We start from the raw sequence: 23,966 nt of genomic DNA on the forward strand, positions 1-23,966 counted from the left end.
ATTGAATGAGTGGTTAACTTTTTGTAGATGAAGTTCTAATCGATTCAAGACGATCTTCCAATTCCCCTATGTACGCTGCAAGCGAATTACCTGAATGCTCAATTGTGGTTCGAAGATTGTGCTCAATCAATTCAATTTTGGTATTAATTTCGGATTTTGATTCCGCATGTAAGTTTGTTAATTTCACAAGCTCTGCTTTTAAAAAAAATTGTAACTCATTAAATCGCGATGCTTCTGCTTGATCTGCAAGCTCGCGGCTGGATTGTAGTTCTTTTGTGTGTCGGCGAGTTTCCAGAAGGGATGACGCTTGAAGATAGAACACAAAGCCTAGAAATAAAATCGTAAGAAGTACCAACAGTCCAAGCATGGTTAGCCCTAACGGGATTTTGGTCGTAGTGAAACCTAATGACAACTCAGTTGGTGTAACAAAAACACTCCAATTAAGCGCCGAAAAGGCGGCGATAAGAGTTAGAGTCAGAATTAACAGCAGGGTAGAAAACTTCATGAGGAGCAACTCCAGTGATTAATCAAAGTATATTAAGGTTAACGATTGCTATGTGGGCGAGTGCGTCCGTCCGATTATTAATGTTGTGAGTACTTGTTTTTTTACGCGCGCTTTTCTTTTTTTAAATCTTATAATTAAACACTGCCAGTTTGTATAGTAATTAATCTCGAGTGCGTATGCAATTTAAAATGTTTAGCTCATTCGGATTCAGTTAATTCATTGCCTTAACGCAGTTTGTATAACCTCTGCCAGCTTACTTCCATACTCCGTAATATGCTCCGTGGCGGAATACGCATAGCCGATAATTAAGCCTTTTTCTGTGCTTTTGCCCATGCAGTAGTGCGACAGCGGGTATACGCGTAGGCCATGAACTGAGGCTAGTTCAGCGACGCGCACGTCGTCGCATATTGCATCAAACTCCACCACTAAGTGCAGGCCAGAATCTACGCTGGAAAGCCTTGCGCCTACTGTGGCGATTGGTGCTAGTGCTGCTTGTAGTAGCCGTCTGCGTTCACCGTATATTTGTCGTAGTCTTCTAATATGGCTTGCGAAGTGGCCTTCTTCTATGAACTCTGCCAGTGCGGCTTGAATAACGACTTGTCCAGGGCGTTGTAGTTCGTATAAGCCACTTTTAAAGCTTTCTACCAAATTGGGTGGCACCACTAGATAACCTAAGCGTATGCCTGGGTACATGACTTTAGAAAAGGTGCCTAAATAAAGTACACGACCATTTTGATCCATGCCTTGTAAGGATGAAATAGGACGGCCTTCAAAACGAAATTCGCTATCGTAGTCATCTTCAATAATCCATGCTTTGCAGTTTTGCGCATAATCTAACAATAAGCGGCGGCGGCCATAACTCATGACCATGCCTTTGGGGTATTGGTGCGAGGGCGTAGTATAAATTAATCGCGGTATAGTTCGGTAATCTTTAATGCTTGGTGCCATGCCTTCTTTGTCTACATTTACTGGGTGTAGTTGTAGGCCATTCACTTCCAATACACGCCTTGCCGCCCAGTAGCCTGGGTTTTCTACCCATGCACAATCACCGTGGTCTGTGAGTAAGCGTGCGCATAAATCAATGGATTGTTGTGTGCCTGAGATAATCAGTACTTGGTCGAATGTGAGGTTGACCGCGCGAGAAACACGTAAATAATCGGCAATGGCTTTTCGTAAAGGTAAATAACCGCCATCGTGACTGGAGTCGAGCAGGGCAGGGTCTGGCGTGCGCCATTGCCGATTGAGTAATCGACGCCATAGCGCATAAGGAAAGCCTGCGTAATCATCCTCACCTGGGGTAAAAGGTTGAACTTCGTTACCTATTTTAATATTACTGTCTTTGCGTGAGCTACATGCAGCTAGGCCGCGCTTTGATAGGCCAATGGGATTGTTAACAGTTAAAGCAATATTTTCTGATTCAAATTCACCGCTTGCATTGGCTGATTGGATTTCTGTAATGTTTTTTTGTGAAATGCTTTTTGTAAAGCCATCGTGCTGATTGTAGGTGACATAGGTGCCACTACCCGTTTGTGATGCGACATATCCTTCATCCAACAGTTGTTCAAAAGCCGCTAGAATGGTGTTGCGCGATACGGTTAAATCTTCTGCCAAACTTCTTGTAGATGGAAGGCGTTCTCCAGCTGCTAAAAGTTGTGTAGTAATAGCGCGGCGGATCACCTCGTAAATGCGCCTGTGGTTTGGCATGCGAGCAGGAAAATCTGAATGGTTAAGCTGAGTTAATAACCATTCTGAAAGCACATCTTGTTTCATATTATTAGAAAATTCCAAATGAAGCTGCGCGGTTTAAGCGTGTTAAAGTGGTTCTATCTAAATAATCTAAATGGCTCTTGTTGCATTACCAATTATAGGAATAGTATACTTAGCTATAAGGCAACGCAATTGCTGAATAGCAAAAACGTAAGTCTATAAACTCAATCTGAAAACGATGACAACAAAACGAAAACCAGTCGTATTAATCCCAGCGGATGTTAAGCCGCTCGGTGAGCATCCATTTCATATGGTGGGTCATAAGTATTTAGTAGCGGTGGCAGAGGCAGCAGACGCAATACCTTTAGTGGTTCCAGCCATCGGAGATTTATTAGATATAGCAGCTTTAATCAACATTGCTGATGGTATTCTGCTCACCGGCTCCGTTTCAAATGTCCATCCCTCCCATTTCGATCAAGAAGTGCACAATCCAGCTTTACCCTTAGACCGTGCACGTGATGCGCTCACTTTAAAACTCGTGCAAGCAGCCGTTAAAGCAGAAGTGCCTTTATTGGCTATCTGTCGAGGCTTTCAAGAAGTAAACGTTGCATTTGGTGGAAGTTTGCACCAAGCCGTTCAAGAAGTATCTGGTTTGAAAGATCACAGGGAAATTAAAGATGTTTCTAGCGAGATTCAATATGCGCATGCTCATCACATTGACTTAGTACCGAATGGTCAATTGGCTAAAATAATCGGCGCATCGCAGATGATGGTGAACTCTTTACACGGTCAGGGCGTAGATAGGCTTGGCACAGGATTGGTAGCAGAGGCATACGCGCCAGATGGTTTGGTAGAAGCTATACGTGTCGAAAAGGCCCAAGCTTTTACTTTGGCTGTGCAGTGGCACCCCGAGTGGAAAGTCATGGAAAACCCACAGTATTTGGCTATTTTCCAAGCATTTGGTGATGCTTGTAGATTTAGATTGAAAAGGCACGAGCCACCAGATTAACGCAAAAGATGCAAAACCTAAGAACTCATTTTAGGCGGTTAATAACAAGTGGTTAAAAAAGCAGTACAGGAGAATAAAAATGACAGAACAAGTAGCAATGAACCATATGGACATGGATAAGTGGTTAACGGAAAACAACATTACTGAGATTGAGTGCTTGGTGCCTGATTTAACAGGGGTAGCACGTGGCAAGATTCTACCTCGCGAGAAATTTTCAACAGACCGCGCTATGCGTCTACCAGAAGCTGTGTTTGGCATGACAGTAACGGGCGAATCGCCTGATGGAAATGAAGGCTATGATCGTGTATTTGGCTTCACCGATAAAGACATGGTGCTTATTCCAGACCCCACCACACTTAGATTAGTGCCTTGGGCGGTAGACCCAACAGCACAGGTCATTATGGATTGTGTAGATCATCACGGTAAACCCATTGATTTTGCGCCCCGAAATGTGCTTCGCCGTGTGACTAACTTATACAAAGACTTAGGTTGGACGCCAATCGTGGCGCCAGAGTTAGAATTTTATTTGCTTGAGCGTAATCCTGACCCTGATATTGCTTTAAGCCCACCAGTTGGACGTAGCGGACGTAAAGAAACTAGTCGCCAGTTATACAGTATTGATGCGGTGAACGAGTTCGATCCCTTATTTGAAGATATTTACGATTATTCAGCACTCATGGGTTTAGAGCTTGATACGCTTATTCATGAGTTTGGCGCCGGGCAAATGGAGATTAACTTTTTGCATGATGAGCCCTTGATTTTGGCTGATAAATCTTTTTTCTTTAAACGTTTATTGCGTGAGGCTGCGATGCGACACGGCATGTATGCAACTTTTATGGCAAAACCCATGCAACATGAGCCAGGTTCCGCCATGCATATTCATCAAAGCGTGATTGACAGCCAAACTAAACAGAATATTTTTAGTAACGCTGATGGCACAGCTTCACCAATATTTTTCCATTACATTGCTGGTTTGCAAAAATACTTACCTGCGGCAATGGTGTTGCTGGCGCCTTATGTTAACTCCTATCGTCGCATTGTACGAAATGGTGCCGCGCCAATTAATATTGAGTGGGGCTACGATAACCGCACTGTGGGTATCCGCGTGCCGATTTCTGAACCATCAGGTCGCCGCATTGAAAATCGCGTAGTCGGTGCAGATGCTAATCCTTACCTAGCCATGGCCGTTACCTTGGCTTGTGGTTACTTAGGCATTAAAGAAAAACTTAAACCAACTGAGGTCACCACTGGTAGCGCTTACGCTTCTGATTATCAATTGCCACGTGGTTTGTCTGAAGCGATACGTGAACTAGAACACTCACAAGTCTTACAGGAGGTGTTAGGCAAAGATTTCGTGGATGTATATTTAGCTGTGAAAGATGCCGAGCACGACGAGTTTATGCGCGTGATTAGCCCTTGGGAGCGTGAACATCTTTTAATGCATGTTTAATAAATACTCACGCGATTAAAAATTAAAAAATAGAGTAAAAAAATGATTAATACTAAAGAAATACAAGCAATAGATTCAGCGCACTATCTGCACCCTTTTACCGATCATAAAAGCTTGTCGGATAAAGGCTCACGTATTATTGTTAAGGCTGATGGCATTTATATTTGGGATTCGGTTGGTGAAAAAATCCTAGATGCGATGTCTGGTTTATGGTGCGTCAATGTGGGCTATGGGCGTAAAGAGCTAGTCGATGCCGCAGCTAAACAAATGCTAGAGCTTCCTTACTACAATAGTTTTTTTCAAACGACTAATGTCCCTGCGGTTAAACTCGCAGAAAAAATCATTCAGTTGGCTGGTGATGATTATAGCCATGTGTTTTTTAGTAGCTCAGGCTCTGAGTCTAATGATACTAATGTTCGCATGGTGCGCCATTATTGGGCAACGCTAGGTCAGCCAGAGCGTACGGTTATAATCAGCCGTAATAACGCCTATCATGGCTCAACGCTAGTTGGGTCATCCTTAGGCGGTATGGAAGGCATGCATATGCAAGGCGGCATGATTCCTGGCATAGAACACATCGAACAGCCATACCATTATGGACTAGCGCCAAATCAAGATAGTGATGCATTTGGCATAGAAGCTGCAAGTTGGTTAGAGAAGAAGATTTTAGAGGTTGGCGCAGGTAAAGTAGCCGCATTCATAGGTGAGCCTGTGCAAGGCGCGGGCGGAGTGATCATTCCCCCCCAAACTTATTGGCCTGAAATTCAACGCATCTGCGATAAATACGGCATTTTGCTGATTTGTGATGAAGTGATTTGCGGTTTTGGTCGTCTTGGTAAATGGTTTGGTTCACAATTATTAGGTTGTAAACCCGATTTAATGACTTTTGCTAAAGGTGTGACTTCTGGCTACATTCCTTTAGGCGGCGTAGTTGTTGGCAAGCGTGTCGCTAAAGTCTTAATTGAGCAGGGTGGTGAATTCAATCATGGCTATACCTATTCAGGGCATCCAACCGCTTGTGCAGTGGCTTTAGCGAATATTGAGATTATGGAGCGTGAAGGCTTAGTGGATAAAGTGCTCAATGAAACTGGCCCATACTTAGCGAAAAAATACGCCGAGCTAGCCAAACATCCATTGGTAGGTGGCGCAGAAACACTGGGATTAGTGGCTGGCTTCATGTTGATGAAAGATAAAGCAAATCATGTAGCCTTTGATGAAGACGTTGGTGTAGGCATGATTTGTCGTGGACATTGCTTTGGCAACGGATTGATTATGCGAGCGGTCGGCGACCGTATGATTATTGCGCCACCGCTAGTGATAACTAAGGTGCAGATTGATGAAATGGTGGCGTTAATTCAGAAATGTCTAGATGCAACATTGGCTGATTTGAAAGCGCAAGGGCTTTATGATAATACGTGATTTTACGAGGCTATTAATAGGGTTGTAGTTGGTTTTTAGGGCCGCCTATTGTAAGATTGCTTCGAATCTATTTGGTCAGCATGTGCGATTCTATAGCGCAAAAAGTTAGTAAACATTTTTAGCAATACTTTCTCTGTCAAATACTTTTTAAATGGGTTAATAAATATGAATTTTTCTTATAGTAAATACTTGCTCGGTATGGCGATTATTACTGGGTTAGCTACGGTTTCTTGTAGCAAATCTGACAACACTACAGCTGAGGCAGCCAAATCAACAATGGCAACGGCGAGCGAACAAGAAGAAAAAATCCTCAATATTTATAACTGGTCAGACTATATTGCACCAGATACGATCGCAAATTTTGAGAAAGAAACGGGCATTAAAGTTCGTTATGATGTGTTTGACAGTAACGAAATTTTGCATGCAAAACTAATTGCTAAAAATACTGGTTACGACATCGTTGTGCCAGGTTCAAATTGGGCAAAATTGCAAATTGAGGGTGGTTTGTTACAAAAGTTAGATAAATCTAAATTACCTAATTGGAAAAATCTTGATCCGGGCATCTTGAAACAAATGGCAGCGCTAGATCCTGGTAACAATTATTTAATTGACTGGATGTGGAGCTATAACACCGTTGGCATTAATGTAGATAAAGTAAAAGCAGCGCTTGGCGACACGCCTATGCCAGATAATGCATGGGATTTAGTGTTTAACCCGACATACACTCACAAATTAAAGTCATGCGGGATTACCTTTTTAGATACTCCAGCCGATGTATTCCAGGCTGCATTGCATTATTTGGGTAAACCTGTTTTCACAGGCACACAAGATGATTACCAAGCAGCTTTTGATATGTTGATGAAAGTACGTCCAGACATTAAAAAGTTCAATTCTGGTGGTCAGATTGATGACTTAGCGAGTGGTAATGTTTGTGTGGCTTATGGCTGGGCTGGCGACTTTAACTTAGCGCATAAACGTTCAATCGAGAATAAAGCCGAGCAAAACATCGAAGCGCTAGTGCCAAAAACGGGTGGCATCATGTTTATGGATACCATGGCGATTCCCGCTGATGCCAAACACCCTAATAATGCGCATTTATGGATGGACTATATTATGCGTCCACAAGTAACAGCGGCCATTACGAATGAAGTGACTTATGCGAACCCGAATAAGGCCGCCACTGAGTTTGTTGACCCTGAAATTAAAAACAACAAATCTATTTTCTTATCTGATGAAGATATTGCAAAGTTGGTGTCACCGGGTGTTGAAAGCGCACAAACTAAACGCAACATGACTCGCCTCTATACCAAGTTTAAAACAGGCATTTAATTGTTGTTTTATTTGTAGGGGCGTTGTTGACTACGTCTCTACAAAGTTTAACCCCGATTGTCCATTAGAAATAATAAAATTAACATAAATCCAATGTAGGAGGGGCTTGTAGCCCCGAATGGCGATGGCGATTCGAAGTGATATTTTGTTCGGGGCTACAAGCCCCTCCTACAGCCATCCGCAACAGTTTGAGTGGAAAATTCTACAAAATTAAATGTTCTAATGGATTATCTGCGTTTAATACGCAACAGTTTTCAATATCATAGATAAGGGTTTTTATGGCAACAGCTCCTAAAGAAGCTAATAAAGCTGCGCAGGAAATTTTACTACGTGTTGAAAATGTCACCAAAGTCTACGATGGTACGGTCAAAGCTGTCGATGATGTTTCTCTCACGGTAATGAAAGGTGAGATATTCGCGCTACTAGGCGGTTCAGGTTGCGGGAAGTCTACCTTACTGCGCATGATGGCTGGCTTTGAAACGCCTACTAAAGGTAAGATTTTTTTAGCAAATCAAGATATTACTAATCTGCCGCCGTTTCAACGTCCAATCAATATGATGTTTCAATCTTATGCGCTATTTCCGCATTTAAGCGTTTGGGAAAATGTAGCTTTCGGTTTAAAGCGCGATGGCATGCCTAAAGATGAAATTGCCGAGCGGGTTGAAAAAATGTTGAGTTTGGCGCAACTTAATCAATATGCAAAACGTAAGCCGCATCAATTGTCAGGTGGTCAGCAACAACGGGTTGCCTTGGTTCGCAGCCTAGCAAAACGTCCACAATTATTGCTATTGGATGAACCTCTAGGTGCACTAGATAAAAAATTACGTGAAAGTACTCAGCTTGAACTGGTGAATATTATTGAAGAAGTCGGCGTGACTTGTGTGTTGGTGACGCATGACCAAGAAGAAGCCATGACCATGGCATCGCGTATTGCCGTGATGTCTGAGGGTTACTTCTTGCAGGTCGGTGAGCCTGATACAGTGTATGAAATGCCAAATAGTCGCAAAGTGGCTGACTTCATTGGTAATGTAAATATTTTTGAAGGTAAGATTGAAGAAGATGAGCCTGACCATGTGACTGTGCGTTGCCCAGAGTGCGTGCATTATGTGGGGCATGGCGTGAGTGGTCATTCAGGGATGGATGTAGGCGTGGCCTTGCGACCTGAAAAAATCATGTTATCTAAAGATAAGCCGAATAGTGAATACAACTGGTGCGCGGGAGAAGTCATTGAAATAGTGTACTTTGGCGCCCATACAACTTATCACTTGAAACTTGATAGTGGCAAGGTAATTAAGGCTCAAGAGCTTAACAATACGCGCGATTTAAGTTGCGGTTTAACTTGGGGTGATCGCGCTTATGCAAGTTGGAGCGATTTAGCCATGGTGGTGTTAACTCAATAAGGTTAACTAAACTTTTAATTCATTAAGAAATTCATTAAGAATTCATAAGGAAAATTGCTGTGGCTAAAAAACAAAGTTTCTTCACCAGTCTTTCAGCTGGGCGCCTTGTGGTTATTGGTGTTCCATATTTCTGGTTTTTGTTGCTCGCAGCTATCCCGCTTCTCATTGTGCTTAAAATTAGCTTGTCTGAAATGGAGTCAACTAGCATTTCGCACATGATAGATTGGAGTCATGGCTGGCCTAGATTGACTTTAAACTTTGGCAGTTATCAGTTTCTTGCCACTGACTCGCTTTACTTTAAAACGTATTTATCCTCTATTAAATACGCCGCCATTACTACATTGTTATGTTTAGTTATTGGCTATCCATTTGCCTACTACATGGCGCGCTCACCAAAACATATGCAGCCAACCCTGTTAATGCTGATTATGTTGCCGTTTTGGACATCATTTTTATTACGCATCTATGCCTGGAAAACCTTGTTGGTGAGTAATGGCGTCATCAATAATATACTCATCAGCTTGCATGTGATTGATACACCTATCGAGATGATGAATAACTCTTTTTCATTGTTATTAGGTATGGTGTATTCATATTTGCCGTTTATGATTTTGCCGCTATACGCCAATTTATCTAAGATGGATATGCGTTATTTAGAAGCTGCCGCAGACCTTGGCACCAGCCCATTTAAAGCATTTTGGCTCATTACCGTACCACTTTCAAAAGCGGGCATTATCGCAGGGTCAATGTTGGTATTTATCCCAGCGGTAGGTGAATATGTAATTCCTGAATTACTAGGCGGCTCAAGCACCTTAATGATAGGTCGCGTATTGTGGGATGAGTTCTTTAGTAATAATGACTGGCCAATGGCATCAGCCGTGGCAGTAGTCATGATATTGCTAATCTTAGTACCAATGGGTGTTTACAATAAAGCCCAAGCAGAGCAAATGGAGGGTAAATAATGAACAGCGCTTCAAATAAAATATTTGCTAAAGCTTGGATGGCTATCGTTTATTTGTTTTTATATTTGCCAATCATCACACTGGTTGTATTTTCTTTTAATGATTCAAAATTGGTCACCGTTTGGTCTCATGCCAGCTTTCGTTGGTATGCCGCACTGGCAAAAGACTCTGATTTAATTTCAGCCGTATTGTTATCACTAGAAATTGCAGGATTGTCTGCGTTAATGTCAGTATTTTTTGGTACGTTTACTGCATTTGCATTAAATCGTTATAAGCGTTTTCATGGGCGTACTCTGCTCACTTCTATGTCTAGCATGCCGTTGGTGATGCCAGATGTGATTGTGGGTTTGTCGCTTTTATTAATGATTGTTTCTGTGCAAAATTGGCTAGGTTTTCCAGAACGAGGCTTGTTCACCATTTTGTTAGGTCACGCATTATTAGGCACGGCTTATGCTGCAGTGGTCGTTACTTCACGCTTACGTGAAATGGATAGTAAGTTGGATGAAGCGTCGATGGACTTAGGTTGTAAGCCAATGCAGGTGTTTACTTTGGTCACTTTCCCTTTGTTAGTGCCTGCGCTAGTTTCGGCATTTTTACTAACATTTACCCTGTCGTTTGATGATGTTGTGCTGTCTTCATTCCTCTCTGGTCCTGGCTATTCAACAATGCCCATGGTGATTTTCTCGCGTGCTCGATTAGGCTTAAACCCAACCATTAATGCAGTGGCAACGGTGACAATTGCCGTGGTCACCATTGCGGTGATTGCTTCAAGTTTTTACACCTCGCAACAAGAGCGCAAACGTAAGCGCGAAGAGGCGCAAGCTTACAGCAATAGCAATAAGTAGAATCTGTAGGAGGGGCTTGTAGCCCCGAAACCATGGTGCAATTATTGCCAACGTTTTCGCGGTCACAGACCGCGCCTACCAAACAAAAAAATTAAACCAAATCAAGCAGAAAATTATGTCCATTCAATTAAAGCACTCCGCATTACTTAAAACCAATCTTACCTTGCTGGCTGGGCAATGGGTGAGCGCAGATTCAGGTGGAACGATAAGCGTCACTAATCCTGCTACAGGTTCAATTGTCGCGTCAGTGCCGTTAATGGGTCACGCCGAAACTGAGCGTGCGATTGTGGCCGCTGAAACTGCGCAAAAATCATGGAAAACCCTCACGGCTGCGGCACGTGCTGCAATACTTAAGCGTTGGTTTGACCTGATTATTCTGCACCGAGAAGATTTGGCGCAATTACTGACTGCCGAACAAGGCAAGCCATTAGCCGAAGCACGTGGTGAGGTGAATTATGGCGCAAGTTTTATCGAATGGTTTGCTGAAGAAGCTAAACGTGTCTATGGGGAAACAATTCCAGCGTCTATGAGTGACCGTCGATTATTGGTGCTAAAACAGCCAATAGGTGTCACTGCGGCTATCACACCCTGGAATTTCCCAATCGCGATGATTACCCGTAAAGCGGCGCCTGCGCTTGCTGCTGGTTGCAGCATGATTATTAAACCTGCCGAACAAACACCATTATGCGCCATTGCTTTAGCTGTATTGGCCGAGGAAGCTGGCGTGCCGAGTGGCGTATTGCAAGTGATTACAGGCGATGCACGTCAAATCGGCGCAGCTTTGTGTGCGAGCCCAGTCGTCGCCAAACTTTCGTTCACAGGATCAACCGAAGTTGGACGTATCTTAATGCGCCAATGTGCCGATACCATTAAAAAGCTATCACTTGAATTGGGCGGTAATGCGCCATTTATCGTGTTTAATGATGCAGACTTAGACGCAGCAGTTGAAGGCGCGATGATGAGTAAATACCGTAATGCTGGGCAGACCTGTGTATGTTCAAATCGCTTATTTGTGCAAGATGGCGTGTACGATGAATTTGCCAAAAAACTAGCGGTCAAAGTAGCGCAACTTAAAGTAGGTGCTGGTAATGAGGAGGGCGTTACGCAAGGCCCATTGATTGATGCAGCAGCGATTGAGAAAGTTGAAAGCCATGTGGCAGATGCAGTTGCCAAAGGTGCAACGGTGTTACAAGGCGGCAAGCGCCATACATTAGGTGGCACATTCTTTGAGCCTACCGTACTAGCCAATGTGAGTGATGATGCGCTCATTTTTAGTGAAGAAACCTTTGGCCCTGTGGCGCCATTATTCCGCTTTAAAACAGATTTAGAAGTGATTGAATTAGCAAACCGCACCGAATTTGGTTTAGCCTCATATTTTTACAGCCGAGATATAGGTCGAATCTGGCGCGTGGCAGAGGCGCTGGAATACGGCATGGTGGGCGTGAATACGGGCATGATTTCCAATGAGGTGGCGCCATTTGGTGGCGTTAAGCAATCAGGACTAGGCCGCGAGGGCTCGCATCATGGTATTGATGAATATTTAGAATTGAAATACGTTTGTATGGCGGGGTTATAAAATGATAGAGATTAAAATTGATTGGCATGAACGCGCAAGAGATTTAAAAATCGACGGACGCGCTTTTATTGACGGACAGCGGGTGGATGCGCTTGATGGCACTATTTTTGAGTGCTTTTCACCGATTGATGGCCGTAAATTGGCCGATGTCGCCAATAGTAAAGCCGCAGATGTAGACCGTGCTGTAGTGGCCGCACGCGCGGCTTTTAAAGATAGACGCTGGGCGGGTTTATCACCGCGCGAACGCAAACAAACTATGATTCGTTTTGCAGATTTAGTGACTGCACATAAAGCTGAATTGGCCCTGTTAGAAACGCTAGATATGGGTAAACCTATCTCGGCCAGCTTGAGTGTAGACGTCAATTCAGCCGCCAATAGTTTGCGCTGGTTTGGTGAGGCGATTGACAAGGTTTACGATGAAATTGCACCAACGGCAGACCATACACTTGCCATGATTACACGTGAGCCAATTGGCGTAGTCGGTGCAATCGTGCCGTGGAACTATCCTATTTTAATGGCTTGCTGGAAAATTGCACCGGCCTTAGCTTCAGGCAATAGTATCGTTCTTAAACCTTCTGAAAAATCACCGCTGACTGCATTGAGATTGGGTGATCTAGCAATCGAAGCGGGTATACCAAAAGGCGTGTTGAATGTGGTTCCAGGCTTTGGCTCAGAGGCAGGCACGCCACTGGCTATGCACATGGACGTAGATTGCATCGCCTTTACAGGTTCAACTGGAGTGGGTAAAAAAATTCAAATCATGGCAGGGCAGAGCAACCTCAAACGCGCTTGGTGCGAGCTAGGTGGCAAATCACCCAACATTGTATTTGCCGATTGCAAAGATTTGGATAAAGCTGCCGCTGCTTCTGTTGGCTCAATTTTTTATAATCAGGGTGAAAGTTGCAATGCGCCTTCGCGTTTACTCGTTGAGCGCTCAATCAAAGATGAGTTTGTTAAAAAACTTTTGACACATTTACCTGAATATCAGCCAGGTGACCCATTAGATGTCAATACTACGATGGGCGCAATTGTAGACCGCGGCCAAATGGAAAATGTACTGAAATACATTGAAAGCGGTAAAACGCAGGGTGCAAAATTGTGCGCTGGCGGTGAGCGCGTATTAACTGAAACAGGTGGCTTTTATATCAGCCCAACTATATTTGATGATGTGACCAATGATATGAAAATCGCTGCTGAAGAGATTTTTGGACCGGTGCTATCTATCATTACATTTGATACAGAAGAAGAGGCTATCGCGATTGCTAATGACACAGAATACGGCCTTGCCGCTGCGATTTGGACGCAAGATCTAACTCGCGCACATATGGTGTCACGTGCCTTGCGAGCAGGCACAGTCCATGTGAATAGCTATGATGAAGATGATATTACCGTGCCTTTTGGTGGTTATAAGCAGTCTGGTAATGGTCGCGATAAATCCCTACATGCTTTGGAAAAGTACACAGAGCTTAAAACGACTTGGATAAGATTAATTTAAAAAAACAAGAGCATCTAAAAATTAGATGTGAGGAAGAGAATATGAGTAGCACACCATTGACCAATCAAGATTTACACAACAGACGCTTAGCAGCCACGCCACGCGGCATAGGTGTAATGGCTAATTTCTTTATAGAACGCGCGCTTAACTCAGAAGTGTGGGATGTAGAAGGTAAGCGTTATATTGACTTTGCAGGCGGTATTGCTGTGCTTAATACGGGGCACAGGCACCCGAAAATAGTCGCGGCAATTGAAGCGCAGTTGCAGCAGTTTACGCATACTTGTTATCAAGTCCTCCCTTATGAAAGCTATGTCACATTAGCGGAACGTATTAATAAGCTTACGCCCGGCACGCATGCTAAGAAAACTTGCTTTTTTTCGAGCGGCGCAGAAGCCTTAGAAAATGCTATTAAAATTGCACGCGCAAGTACTGGGCGCCCAGGTATTGTAGCTTTTGCAGGTGCATTTCATGGGCGGACTATTATGACCAGCGCCATGACCGGTAAAGTTTCCCCTTACAAAATTGGGTTTGGGCCATTCCCAGCTGAGATATATCACATTCCATTTCCGATTGATTTGCATGGCGTGAGTGTTGAAGACTCTATCAATGCGCTGCACTTGTTATTTAAAGCTGATATTGATCCTAAGCGCATCGCCGCGATTGTGATTGAACCTGTACAGGGTGAAGGCGGTTTTTATGTAGCGCCACCAGCCTTGATGCAAGCGCTACGCCGCGAATGCGATGAACATGGCATTCTGCTGATTTACGATGAAGTACAAACGGGCTTTGGTCGTACAGGTAAATTATTTGCGGCAGAACATTATGACGTGATTCCTGACATTATCACTATGGCAAAAAGCTTAGCAGGCGGTACTACGCTATCAGCGGTTTGCGGTAAAGCTGAAGTGATGGATGGACCAGCGCCGGGTGGCTTAGGTGGCACCTATGCAGGTAACCCATTAGCAATCGCGGCTTCTCACGCCGTGCTAGATATTATTGAAGAAGAGAAGTTAGTTGAGCGCGCTAATATATTGGGAGCCAAGCTCACGGCGCGCCTCAAAGCGGCACAGGCAAAAGTGCCTGCGATAAAAGATGTGCGCGGCTTGGGCTCTATGATTGCCGCTGAGTTTTTTGATCCCGCCACCAATGAACCATCTATGGATGTAGTAAAACGCGTACAACAGGCGGCATTAGCAGAGGGATTGATTCTGCTTACATGCGGTGTTTACGGTAATGTGATTCGTTTCTTGTATCCATTGACTATTCAAGATGAAGTATTTGATGAAGCACTAGATATTATTGATAGAGCCTTAGCGACAGCCTAAACCCATTTTTTTAATTTAATTTTATAAATCTCTCACGTGCCGCCGCCATGCGGCATATTGCTCGCTATAATGGTACTAAATTCAGCTATATTCTATGGGTAACTCTATGCAAATTCAAACAATTAAAACTACCGCTTTTAACGACCAAAAACCTGGAACTTCAGGTTTGCGCAAAAAGGTAAAAATCTTTCAGCAAGTAGGTTATTTAGAAAATTTTGTACAGAGTATTTTTGATACGCTTGATGTGCCCAATGACGCGACATTGGCGCTGGGTGGCGATGGCCGATATTTTAATCGCCAAGCGATTCAAACTATCATTCGAATGGCGGCAGCTAATGGCTTTGCTCGCGTGCTGATTGGTCAAGCGGGGATTTTATCTACACCAGCGTGTTCACACATTATTCGGCAATACAAAACGTTTGGTGGCATTGTGCTGTCAGCTAGTCACAATCAAGGCGGCATCAATGGTGACTTTGGCATTAAATACAACATCAGCAACGGCGGCCCTGCGCCTGAAAAAATCACTGATTCAATTTTTGATTTAAGTAAAAAAATCACAGAATATAAAATCGCAGACTTGCCCGAAGTGGATGTTGATGCCTTAGGTAAAACCCTATTCAATGATGGAAAATTTACTGTCGAGGTCATTGATGCAGTAGAAGACTACGCAGATTTAATGCAAAAACTATTTGATTTTCCCGCGATTAAAGCATTCTTGGCAAGCGGCTTTAAAATGCAATTTGACGCTATGCATGCGGTTACAGGCCCTTATGCACAAGAGATTTTCGTTAATCGATTAGGTGCATCAGAATCTAGCTTAATGAATTGCATTCCTTCAGAAGACTTTGGTGGCGGTCATCCAGACCCCAATTTAACCTATGCTGAAGATTTAGTAAAAATCATGTTTGCCGGTGAAAGCTCCCCAGACTTTGGTGCTGCTTCTGATGGTGATGGCGACCGCAATATGATTTTGGGTAAAAACTTTTTTGTAACACCTTCTGATAGTCTCGCGGTTCTTGCCGCTAATGCAACCTTAGTGCCAGCTTATGCGAATGGCATTGCTGGCGTGGCACGTTCTATGCCTACGAGCTGCGCAGTGGATCGCGTTGCGGCTAAATTCAATATTCCATGTTATGAAACACCAACAGGTTGGAAGTTTTTTGGTAATTTAATGGATGCAGGCAAAGTCACTTTATGTGGTGAAGAAAGCTTTGGTACTAGCTCTAGCCATGTGCGTGAAAAAGATGGTTTATGGGCGGTATTGTTTTGGTTGAATATTTTGGCGAAAAAAGCTGTGTCTGTTGAACAGATTTTGATGTCGCACTGGGCGGAATTTGGTCGCAATGTCTATTCACGTCATGATTACGAGTCGATTCCAACCGAGGCTGCCAATAGCGTCATCGCGTTTATTAAATCGCAATTTACTAGCTTGCCCAGTCAGTCATTTGGCGCATATAAAGTAAAAACCTGTGATGATTTTAGCTACCATGATTCAATTGATGGCTCTATCAGTAACAATCAGGGTATTCGTATTTTGTTTGAAGATGGCTCGCGAATTGTGTTCAGACTATCTGGTACAGGCACAGAAGGGGCAACAATTCGTATTTATTTAGAAGCCTTTGATCCTGATGAAAAAAATCATCATTTAGATGCGCAAGTGGCTTTAGCCGAGATGATTAACATTGCATTGCAGATTTCGCAACTTAAAGAAAAAACGGGTCGCGATACACCAACTGTGATTACCTAACCTTACTGTAGGAGCGGCTTGCAGCCGCGAAACCATGGTTAATCGAAAACTATGCTAAATGTCGCGCAAAACTTCGCGGCTGCAAGCCGCTCCTACACAACCATTGGTTCGCGAGAATACTTGTATTAGTTTTCTATCTGCTTGATTGTCATCTCGCCTTTATAAAGCCTAACATCCATGCGGCTTAGGAAGGACATGCCGAGTAACACATCGCCGTCTAAGCCAGGTGCAATCATTGCCGATACATTATTGGCATCAACGCCACCCAGTTTTACTGAGCGCAGTCGCACCATATAACCTACGCTAACACCATTAGCGGTATTTGTACGAATAGCGTCTATGCTTTTTAGATTAAGTCTGTCCGCAACACCTTGTGAAATGGCGACACCCGTTGCGCCAGTATCAACCAGCACATTCACTTTTACACCGTTGATAAGCGCTTCCGCTCGATAATGCCCATCCATCCCACGTTTTAATACAACGGTGCTACTTTCACCCAATCGATTGATTTTATTCGGGTTTTGAATGTTATCTGAAAGGTAATAAATGACGCTTGCAAGAGCAATCCAAATGGCAGCAACTAAAATAGTATTTTTAGACATGCTATTTTTATTGGGGCTACTTGATTAGTTGCAATAGCTTGAGTAGTTACAATAGAAGGTTTTAAACTAAAAATTACTCAGCTTCATCAATCCAAGCCAGTTGTATCGCCTCTAATATTTTCTCACCGCAATGTTCTGGTAAATCATTAAAGCCATCAAGTGCCATTACCCAATCCATTAAATCGGTAAAGCGCACCGTTTTTGGGTCAATATCTGGATGTTTGTCGTAAAGCTCTTCAGCAATTCTTAGGCTGTCTGTCCATTTCATGGTGTTACTCCAAATAGATATTTAAGTTAATTTATATTATAGCTTGCTACAGTTACGCAACTAAATCTTTTGCCTTTAATCTTAGTGCTTGAGCGTGTTAAAATGCGCAAACATTTTTTTCATTAAAATAATCTAGCATTTGGAAAACTAAAACCATGTCGCAAGCACCATTTAACTATACCAATACCCTTAACAAAGCAGATCCAGCCTTAGATGCTATGATTAATAGCGAAGTTGTTCGCCAACATGAGCATATCGAGCTAATTGCTTCTGAAAACTACACTAGCCCCGCTGTGATGCAGGCGCAAGGTTCTCAGCTAACTAATAAGTATGCAGAAGGTTATCCAGGAAAACGTTTTTATGGTGGTTGTGAATATGTAGACCAAGTTGAACAGTTGGCCATTGACCGCTTGAAAGCTTTGTACGGCGCAGAGTATGCCAACGTGCAACCGCATTCAGGCTCACAAGCTAACCAAGCGGTGTATTTCTCTATTCTAAAACCAGGCGATACCATCATGGGTATGAATCTTGGTCACGGCGGTCACTTAACGCATGGTTCGCCAGCTAATTTATCAGGCAAACTATTTAACATCGTGCCATACGGCTTAAATGATAAAGAAGAAATCGATTACGACGAGATGGAACGCATTGCCATTGAATGCAAACCAAAATTGTTAATCGGCGGTGCGTCTGCTTATGCTTTGCGTTTTGACTGGGCGCGTATGGCTGAAATTGCTAAAAAAGTAGGTGCTTATTTCATGGTTGATATGGCGCACTATTCAGGTTTGATTGCCGCTGGTGTATATCCAAACCCAGTGCCGCATGCGGATTTTGTGACCTCAACTACACATAAAACTTTGCGTGGTCCTCGCGGCGGTATTATTTTAGCTAAAGCTGAATTTGAAAAATCATTGAATTCAAGCGTGTTCCCAGCTTTACAAGGCGGCCCATTGATGCACGTGATTGCTGCAAAAGCGACAGCGTTCTTAGAGGCTTCTCAACCAGAATTCAAAACCTATCAAGCGCAAGTCATTAAAAATGCACAAGCAATGGCTGAAGCCTTAACTGCCCGTGGTTTACGCATTATTTCAGGTCGCACTGAATCACATATGTTCTTGGTAGATTTACGTACAAAAGGCTTAACAGGTAAAGCCGCTGATGCAGCACTAGGCTTAGCGCATATCACTGTGAACAAAAATGCGATTCCTAATGACCCAGAAAGCCCATTTGTAACTTCTGGCATTCGTATCGGTGCGCCAGCAATTACAACACGCGGCTTTAAAGAAGATGAAGCGCGTCAAGTAGCCAACTTGATTGCTGACGTGTTAGATAATCCAATAGATGAAGCGGTGATTGCGGCGACTAAAGCAAAAGTACATGCTTTAACTGCGCGCTTTCCTGTTTACCAAAACTAGGTAATAGTTAATCAATGAAATGTCCTTTTTGCGGTGATGCAGACACACAGGTAATCGATTCGCGCGTCAATGACGAAGGCGACTCTATACGCCGTCGCCGCAAATGTGGTGTTTGTGATAAGCGTTTTACGACTTACGAAACGGCAGAGTTACATATGCCGCAAGTGGTTAAAACCAATGGTACACGTGAGGAATTTAACCGCGAAAAACTGCGCTTGTCATTCACGCGAGCATTGCATAAACGACCAGTGCCAACAGAGTATGTAGACCGTGCATTAGATAGAATCTCACAAAAATTGCTGAGTTTAGGCGAACGTGAAATTCCAGCCAGAGATTTAGGTGAAAGCGTGATGCATGAGCTTAAGTTGATGGACAAAGTCGCTTATATTCGCTTTGCTTCGGTGTATCGTAGCTTTTCGGATGTGGGTGATTTTAATGATGCAATTCGTGATTTGTAAGCCGTTTTATTTTCAGTAATTATCACCATTAGGATGTAAAACATGAAATTTATTAACTGGGCTACCATTGTATTTACCGCATTTACGGTGTTGGTAACGGTTGTATTTTTCGGATGGTGGATGATGAAAGATAGCATCGTTTTTGGTGATGAAAAATTTGATCAAGTAAAGTGGATGCAAAGCGCGGCGACGATTGAGCAAGATTGTAAGCGTGGCGATATGGCTTATGATTTGCAACAGCATATTCTATCAAAAGGCACCAGCAAAGACGCTATTGGCGTGTTGCTAGGTCGCCCAAGCTACGAAGACGGCAATGCGGTGGAGTATGATTTAGGCAAGTGTATGCATGTTTATCATGGTCTATTACTCTTCTTCGATGAAAATAATCGCTTAATTAATAGTCGTATTTCATCACATTAAATTCAAGCATGGCTATTAAATGACCTCGTTTACAGTAGCCGACCACACTTACATGACGCTTGCTCTGCGCCTAGCAGAGCAAGGCTTTTATACTACTCAGCCTAATCCTCGTGTTGGCTGTGTCATCGTCAAAAATAATCAAATTGTAGGCCAAGGCGCGCATCTAAAAGCAGGTGAGCCGCATGCGGAAGTGTTTGCTTTGCGCGAGGCTGGTGCAAATGCAAAAGATGCTGTTGCTTATGTTACGTTGGAACCATGTAATCATCATGGCCGCACGCCGCCTTGTGTCGATGCATTGATTAATGCTGGCGTGAAGCGCGTAGTCGTGGCAATGCAAGACCCCAATCCATTGGTTGCTGGAAATGGTATAAAACGTTTGCAGGAAAATGGCATCGAGGTTGATGTTGGGTTGATGGAAGCTGAATCTAAGTCATTAAACCTTGGCTTTATTTCACGCATGACTTCTGGCATGCCTTATGTGCGCTGTAAAGTCGCGGCGAGTTTAGATGGTCGCACGGCACTAAATAATGGCAAAAGCCTGTGGATTACTGGTGAGCCAGCAAGGTTGGATGTTCAATATTGGCGTGCGCAATCATGTGCAATCGTGACTGGCATTGGTACTGTACTCACAGATAACCCCAGCATGAATGTTCGCTTGGCAAAAACAAGTCGCCAGCCCTTACGAGTTATTGTCGATAGCAATCTGCAAACGCCAACAGATTGTAAAATGCTTATTCCTGAATTACTTTCTATGAGCCCCGTATTAATCGCTTATTCGCAAGATACAAATCATAAAGCCGATTTATTAACAGCTGTTGGCGCGCAATTATTGTATTTGCCTCACGAAAATGGCCGTGTAGATTTACAGGCTTTACTTACGAATTTAGGCTCACGTGGCGTCAATGAAGTGTTAATCGAAGCAGGGCAGGGCTTGAATGGCGCATTCTTGCAGGCAGGTTTGGTTGATGAGTTTATTTTCTATTACGCTCCCAAATTGATGGGCGCAGATGCCAAGGCGATGTTTGCAATTTCTGCGTTAGTTGAAATGCAGCAAGCCACGGAACTACAGATACTTGATGTACGCCAAATTGGGCGCGATATTCGTTTGCGCGCAAAACCTGTTAAAAACTTAAGTTGGCCATATGCTGATAGATACCCATTGCCATCTTGATGCCCCTGAGTTTGATGAGGATCGAGACAATATTGCCATACAGGCTTTGAAACAAGGGATTTCAATCATTGTTATACCTGCTGTAGCGCGCGAACACTTCGACGCTGTGATTCGGATATGCATTAAGCATCAACATTGCGCCTACGCGCTTGGAATTCACCCCCTGTTTGTTGATAAAGCCCAGTTGAGCGATATTGACACTTTAAAAACCTTCATTGAAAAAAATAATCCTGTGGCGATAGGTGAAATTGGTTTGGACTACTTTGTCACTAAAAGTAATTTACAGCAACAAACTTACTTTTTTACAGAGCAATTAAAGTTAGCTAAACAGTATGATTTACCCGTCATTCTGCACGTAAGAAATGCAATTGACGATGTTTTGAAAAGTTTACGCAGATATCAATTGAAGGGCGGTATTGCCCATGCGTTTAATGGCAGTTTTCAACAAGCGGAGCAATTGATAGCGCTTGGTTTTAAATTGGGATTTGGCGGCGCAATGACTTATAGCCGTGCTTTAAAAATTAGAGAGCTCGCAAGAAAATTACCATTAGAATCTATCGTCTTAGAAACAGATTCACCAGATATACCACCCGAATGGGTAGGATCGAAAGGTAGAAATAGCCCGCTAGAACTGAATAGAATCGCCCAAGTTTTAGCTGATTTAAGAGGGGTAAATGTGGCTCAAGTGCTTGATATTACTAGCGCAAACGCCCTAAAAGTTTTGCCAAAATTAGCTGACTTATACACACCACCTCATGTGCTACTTTAACTATTGCTAAAAACCCTTATAAAACAATGTGATTAATTTAAGTTATTGATTTGTATAGGTTAAATATTAGGTTAAAATTTAAGCGATTTGAAAAAAGCCTTATAAATTGGTATGTTACATTTTCAAGTCACAGTTATTCACAAAGTTATCCACAGATAATGTGGAGTATATTTTTAGTTTCAGGGAACTTTTTAAATGTCAACTTTTGAATTAAGCATTTATGATAATAAACAATGAAAAATTTCGCACAATTTGGCCTAATGATGCTATGGCGATTGATGGTCGATTCGTATCGATAATTGACCAAACAAAATTACCTCATGCATTTGAGATTGTTGAAATTTACAGCGTGTCGCAAATGATTGTTGCGATTAAAACCATGCAAGTTCGTGGTGCGCCATTAATAGGTGCCGCCGCCGCTTATGGGGTTGCGTTGGCCATGCAAGATGATTGTTGCGACGAACATTTGCACCTTGCCGCAACGCAGTTAATACAAAGTCGCCCGACAGCAGTTAACTTGCGTTGGGCGGTAGAGCGCATGAAACAATTGTTATTACCAATAGAGGTAGAGCTTCGTTTGCAAGCAGCTTGGGAAGAGGCTGCAAAGATTTGCGAGGAAGATGTTTTACTTAACCAAGCCATCGGTCAGCACGGCTTGAGATTAATCCAAAGTTTGCATGCTAATCACCTAAGTAATCATCCTGCACGCCAATTAAATATCCTTACACATTGCAATGCTGGTTGGCTAGCCACTGTGGATTTCGGCACAGCGCTTGCGCCCATCTATGCCGCGCACGATGCGGGGGTTAAGGTGCATGTGTGGGTGGATGAAACGCGCCCACGCAACCAAGGCGCAAGTTTAACAGCTTGGGAGTTGGCGCAACATGGCGTGCCACACACCGTGATTAGCGATAACGCTGGCGGACACTTAATGCAACATGGTCAAGTGGATATGGTTATCGTCGGGGCTGATCGTGTGACCAGTACAGGAGATGTATGCAATAAAATTGGCACCTATTTAAAGGCGCTGGCGGCGTTTGATAATCATGTGCCATTTTACGCTGCAGTACCATCGCCCACCATCGATTGGACTATGTTAAATGGGCTGCGGGAAATAGAGATAGAAGAGCGAGATGGCCGTGAAGTTACTTGGATAACTGGGATGCTAGCCACTGGCGAAGTGGCAGAAGTCAATATTTTGCCAGAAAATACTCGGGTGGCTAATCCTGCGTTTGACGTTACGCCTGCACGTTTGGTCACAGGCATCATCACCGAACATGGTGTATTTGCGCCAAGTCAGCTAAAAAGCATTCTTTAATTAATTAAAATATACATTAACTATGCAAAACAAACGTGAGCAATTATTAAATATTAGCCAGCAGTTGGTGAGAATGGGACTAAATCGTGGCACGGCGGGCAATGCCAGCGTGCGTGCGGATAATGCTGAGGGACAGACAGGTTTTCTAATCACGCCTTCAGGTCTGGCAGCAAATAAAATGACACCATCCGACATGGTGTGGATAGATTTTGCAGGCAATGCAACTGGTACGCGCCCGCCATCCAGCGAATGGCGATTTCATTTGGATATTTTGCAAAATAAACCACAAGTCAATGCAGTGATTCATACGCACAGTATCTATGCCAGCACTTTCAGCACCTTTCGCATGGATATGCCCCCATTTCACTATATGATTGCCCTAGCTGGCGGCGATAGTATCCGCTGTGCGCCCTATGCTTTGTTTGGCAGTCAGCAGCTTTCAGATAACGCCATAGAAGCACTAAAAGACCGCAAAGCTTGCTTGTTAGCCAATCACGGCATGATTGCAGTGGGTGAAACTTTAGAAAAAGCGCTCGACATTACCCAAGAAGTGGAAACGTTGTGCGAGCAGTATTTACTTGCCCTGCAAGCAGGTGAGCCACATATTTTAAGTCAGCAAGAAATGTTGGATGTGCTAGAAAAATTCAAAAGCTATGGCGCGTGGACTGAGACTCGCGCAGATAATAAATAGTGGCGTAGTGTGGGGGGAGGCGAAGCCGATACTCACAAAGCGTAGTTTTTAGGCTGTATCTCTGCAGTTTCAAGGATAGTAGTGG

Annotated in this window: 22 protein-coding genes; 18 read left to right on the forward strand and 4 right to left on the reverse strand. The window is 43.4% G+C overall.

All coding sequences use genetic code 11. The features are described from left to right. Positions 1-13: 13 nt before the first annotated feature. Positions 14-505: a LapA family protein gene (locus tag PSV17_RS03770; RefSeq protein WP_300479833.1), complete on the reverse strand. Its 492-nt coding sequence runs from the start codon at positions 503-505 to the stop codon at positions 14-16. A gap of 216 nt (positions 506-721) precedes the next feature. After that, positions 722-2,275: a PLP-dependent aminotransferase family protein gene (locus PSV17_RS03775; protein WP_300479835.1), complete on the reverse strand. Its 1,554-nt coding sequence runs from the start codon at positions 2,273-2,275 to the stop codon at positions 722-724. Positions 2,276-2,450: 175 nt separating this feature from the next. Between PSV17_RS03775 and PSV17_RS03780 the strand changes: the two genes are divergently transcribed. The 11 genes from PSV17_RS03780 (at position 2,451) to PSV17_RS03830 (ending at position 16,769) form a co-directional block, all read left to right on the forward strand. Then, positions 2,451-3,221: a gamma-glutamyl-gamma-aminobutyrate hydrolase family protein gene (locus PSV17_RS03780; protein WP_300479836.1), complete on the forward strand. Its 771-nt coding sequence runs from the start codon at positions 2,451-2,453 to the stop codon at positions 3,219-3,221. 79 nt (positions 3,222-3,300) lie between these two features. After that, positions 3,301-4,671 carry a glutamine synthetase family protein gene (locus PSV17_RS03785; protein WP_300479838.1) on the forward strand — a complete coding sequence of 457 codons (1,371 nt, stop codon included), beginning with the start codon at positions 3,301-3,303 and terminating at the stop codon, positions 4,669-4,671. A gap of 42 nt (positions 4,672-4,713) precedes the next feature. Further along, a complete protein-coding gene (locus tag PSV17_RS03790; RefSeq protein WP_300479839.1) occupies positions 4,714-6,090 on the forward strand; it encodes an aspartate aminotransferase family protein in 1,377 nt (458 codons plus the stop codon). Between the two features lie 165 nt (positions 6,091-6,255). Beyond that, positions 6,256-7,419 carry a polyamine ABC transporter substrate-binding protein gene (locus PSV17_RS03795; protein WP_300479840.1) on the forward strand — a complete coding sequence of 388 codons (1,164 nt, stop codon included), beginning with the start codon at positions 6,256-6,258 and terminating at the stop codon, positions 7,417-7,419. A gap of 278 nt (positions 7,420-7,697) precedes the next feature. Continuing rightward, the gene (gene potA, locus PSV17_RS03800) at positions 7,698-8,819 is read left to right on the forward strand and encodes a polyamine ABC transporter ATP-binding protein (protein WP_300479842.1); all 1,122 of its coding nucleotides are present in this window, start codon (positions 7,698-7,700) and stop codon (positions 8,817-8,819) included. 59 nt (positions 8,820-8,878) lie between these two features. Continuing rightward, positions 8,879-9,781, forward strand: coding sequence for an ABC transporter permease subunit (locus tag PSV17_RS03805; protein WP_300479843.1), 903 nt, complete (start codon positions 8,879-8,881; stop codon positions 9,779-9,781). Then, a complete protein-coding gene (locus tag PSV17_RS03810) occupies positions 9,781-10,626 on the forward strand; it encodes an ABC transporter permease subunit (protein WP_300479844.1) in 846 nt (281 codons plus the stop codon). The genes PSV17_RS03805 and PSV17_RS03810 overlap by 1 nt, the downstream gene beginning before the upstream one ends. Positions 10,627-10,741: 115 nt before the next feature. Further along, entirely contained in the window at positions 10,742-12,202 is a 1,461-nt protein-coding gene (locus PSV17_RS03815; RefSeq protein ID WP_300479846.1) for an NAD-dependent succinate-semialdehyde dehydrogenase, read from the forward strand. Position 12,203: 1 nt separating this feature from the next. Beyond that, complete coding sequence (locus tag PSV17_RS03820) at positions 12,204-13,697, forward strand: aldehyde dehydrogenase (RefSeq protein ID WP_300479848.1); 1,494 nt, start codon at positions 12,204-12,206, stop codon at positions 13,695-13,697. A gap of 41 nt (positions 13,698-13,738) precedes the next feature. Then, complete coding sequence (gabT, locus tag PSV17_RS03825; RefSeq protein WP_300479849.1) at positions 13,739-15,022, forward strand: 4-aminobutyrate--2-oxoglutarate transaminase; 1,284 nt, start codon at positions 13,739-13,741, stop codon at positions 15,020-15,022. A 106-nt stretch (positions 15,023-15,128) separates the two neighbouring features. Further along, on the forward strand, positions 15,129-16,769 hold the full coding sequence (locus tag PSV17_RS03830; RefSeq protein WP_300479850.1) for an alpha-D-glucose phosphate-specific phosphoglucomutase: 1,641 nt from the start codon (positions 15,129-15,131) through the stop codon (positions 16,767-16,769). A 125-nt stretch (positions 16,770-16,894) separates the two neighbouring features. Here the strand turns inward: PSV17_RS03830 and PSV17_RS03835 are convergent, their stop codons facing one another. Together PSV17_RS03835 and iscX are read right to left on the reverse strand one after the other, a co-directional pair. Beyond that, complete coding sequence (locus tag PSV17_RS03835; RefSeq protein ID WP_300479852.1) at positions 16,895-17,371, reverse strand: retropepsin-like aspartic protease; 477 nt, start codon at positions 17,369-17,371, stop codon at positions 16,895-16,897. 73 nt (positions 17,372-17,444) lie between these two features. Further along, complete coding sequence (gene iscX / locus PSV17_RS03840; RefSeq protein WP_300479854.1) at positions 17,445-17,639, reverse strand: Fe-S cluster assembly protein IscX; 195 nt, start codon at positions 17,637-17,639, stop codon at positions 17,445-17,447. A gap of 155 nt (positions 17,640-17,794) precedes the next feature. On the opposite strand from iscX, the gene glyA reads away from it, so the two are divergent. From glyA to PSV17_RS03875, 7 genes are all read left to right on the forward strand, one after another. After that, the gene (gene glyA, locus PSV17_RS03845; protein ID WP_300479856.1) at positions 17,795-19,054 is read left to right on the forward strand and encodes a serine hydroxymethyltransferase; all 1,260 of its coding nucleotides are present in this window, start codon (positions 17,795-17,797) and stop codon (positions 19,052-19,054) included. Positions 19,055-19,068: 14 nt separating this feature from the next. Beyond that, positions 19,069-19,512 carry a transcriptional regulator NrdR gene (gene nrdR, locus PSV17_RS03850; RefSeq protein WP_300387610.1) on the forward strand — a complete coding sequence of 148 codons (444 nt, stop codon included), beginning with the start codon at positions 19,069-19,071 and terminating at the stop codon, positions 19,510-19,512. A 42-nt stretch (positions 19,513-19,554) separates the two neighbouring features. Next, the gene (locus PSV17_RS03855) at positions 19,555-19,932 is read left to right on the forward strand and encodes a hypothetical protein (RefSeq protein ID WP_300479857.1); all 378 of its coding nucleotides are present in this window, start codon (positions 19,555-19,557) and stop codon (positions 19,930-19,932) included. 19 nt (positions 19,933-19,951) lie between these two features. Next, positions 19,952-21,103, forward strand: a complete 1,152-nt coding sequence (gene ribD / locus PSV17_RS03860) for a bifunctional diaminohydroxyphosphoribosylaminopyrimidine deaminase/5-amino-6-(5-phosphoribosylamino)uracil reductase RibD (protein ID WP_300479859.1) — start codon at positions 19,952-19,954, stop codon at positions 21,101-21,103. Beyond that, positions 21,075-21,872 (forward strand): TatD family hydrolase, encoded by a 798-nt coding sequence (locus tag PSV17_RS03865; RefSeq protein WP_300479861.1) that lies wholly within the window; start codon positions 21,075-21,077, stop codon positions 21,870-21,872. The genes ribD and PSV17_RS03865 overlap by 29 nt, the downstream gene beginning before the upstream one ends. Before the next feature lie 220 nt (positions 21,873-22,092). After that, complete coding sequence (mtnA, locus tag PSV17_RS03870; RefSeq protein WP_300479863.1) at positions 22,093-23,190, forward strand: S-methyl-5-thioribose-1-phosphate isomerase; 1,098 nt, start codon at positions 22,093-22,095, stop codon at positions 23,188-23,190. A 22-nt stretch (positions 23,191-23,212) separates the two neighbouring features. Beyond that, positions 23,213-23,881 carry a class II aldolase/adducin family protein gene (locus PSV17_RS03875; RefSeq protein WP_300479864.1) on the forward strand — a complete coding sequence of 223 codons (669 nt, stop codon included), beginning with the start codon at positions 23,213-23,215 and terminating at the stop codon, positions 23,879-23,881. The last annotated feature ends 85 nt before the right edge of the window (positions 23,882-23,966 follow it).

The sequence above is a fragment of the Methylotenera sp. genome, assembly GCF_029946165.1.
Classification (GTDB): domain Bacteria; phylum Pseudomonadota; class Gammaproteobacteria; order Burkholderiales; family Methylophilaceae; genus Methylotenera.